The organism is Candidatus Obscuribacterales bacterium, assembly GCA_036703605.1.
Classification (GTDB): Bacteria; Cyanobacteriota; Cyanobacteriia; order RECH01; family RECH01; genus RECH01.
On sequence record DATNRH010000785.1, the window covers coordinates 1 to 1,531 of the forward strand.

General features: G+C 51.6%; 2 protein-coding genes. Both read left to right on the top strand.

The annotated features are described in order from the left end of the window. Positions 1 to 485 precede the first annotated feature (485 nt). Positions 486 to 650, top strand: coding sequence for a hypothetical protein (locus tag V6D20_16395; protein HEY9817360.1), 165 nt, complete (start codon positions 486 to 488; stop codon positions 648 to 650). 63 nt (positions 651 to 713) lie between these two features. Further along, a partial coding sequence (locus V6D20_16400; GenBank protein ID HEY9817361.1) for a SulP family inorganic anion transporter occupies positions 714 to 1,531 on the top strand: 818 nt, incomplete at its 3' end.

Genomic DNA, 1,531 nt, shown 5'->3' on the forward strand with positions numbered 1-1,531 from the left:
TAAGGCGGAGACGATGTCAGCTCCTTACCTCATGACTCATAGAACACATTCCAAATTTCTCTCATTCTAAGAAAACGATCCATATCAGTCTGCTTGAGCATCAAGACCAAGTCCGCTACCACACTCACTCAAACAACAACCGACTTTGCAGCACTTGAGCGCTGAGGCGACTACGGGCGATCGCCCCCTCCTACTCTTACTAGAGACGCTTTCGTGATTCTAGCTCAGGTCATAGGGAGTCCAGCGACCCTCACCGAGTGCACCACGCACCCGTAGGATGGCAGGCGTAGATCCTTCATAGCCTCTCCTCAATCGTCACCATAGATCGATGGAGGGCGATCGCTCTCTAGGCTGCTCATGGGGTTCAAGCGGGAAGCGATCGCTGATAAGTTTTTCTTTTTCTCCTCATCAAAAATGATCACATTTGAGATGATTACACTCGGGATGGTTTTATGATTAGATGTTAGTCAATGGTTTTTAATACTTTGATAGACTCTAATCTATTGATAAAAGTGGCCCTCCGCCGTGCGATCGCCCTCAAGGGGTCAGCCAAGCAGCGGTGCGATCGCGTGGCTTGGTTCCAGCGGATAGTATTTGTTATGCCTCTGGTTGACGGTGCTTCAGATTTGGCTGTTGGCATCGAACTCTAGAGCCGACAGATGGCTCAGGTTATCGCCTTCTTGTCCTTATAGTCTCAGTTTGGTGGTCTAACCATGCAAATCACTAATAAAATTCATTTTCGCAATTTACGAGGTGACCTCTTTGGGGGCGTCACGGCCGCCATCATTGCGTTACCTATGGCTCTAGCGTTCGGTGTTGCCTCCGGAGCAGGAGCCGTCTCAGGTTTATGGGGAGCGGTGTTGGTTGGTTTCTTTGCTGCCCTCTTTGGCGGCACACCGACCCTCATTTCCGAACCTACGGGGCCGATGACGGTGGTGATGACGGCGGTCATTGCTCATCTTATAGCGGCAGATCCAGAGAACGGCATGGCCATGGCGTTCACAGTGGTGATGATGGCTGGCATCTTCCAGATCATATTTGGCCTACTGCGGCTAGGGAAGTATGTGACGCTGATGCCCTACACCGTGATCTCAGGCTTCATGTCGGGGATTGGGATCATTCTGGTGATTTTGCAAATAGCTCCTTTTTTGGGCCAGGCCAACCCACCCGGCGGGGTTGTGGGCATGTTGCGATCGCTTCCCGAACTGCTCGGTAATATTCAACCCGCAGAAACCTTTCTCGCAGCGATCACCATCGCCATCATTTGGTTCATGCCCGCTAGAGTTAAGCGGCTGGTTCCTCCCCAATTGATTGCCTTGATTGCCGGTACCGTTCTATCGTTTGTGTTGTTTTCGGGGCTCGATATTCGTCGGATTGGGGAAATTCCCATGGGCTTTCCGGACATGCAAGTCCCCACCTTTAGCGTCAATCAATTGCGGCTGATGATTGTGGATGCAGCGGTGCTGGGGATGTTGGGCTGTATTGATGCCCTGCTCACCTCAGTTGTTGCTGATAGCCTCACCCGCACAGA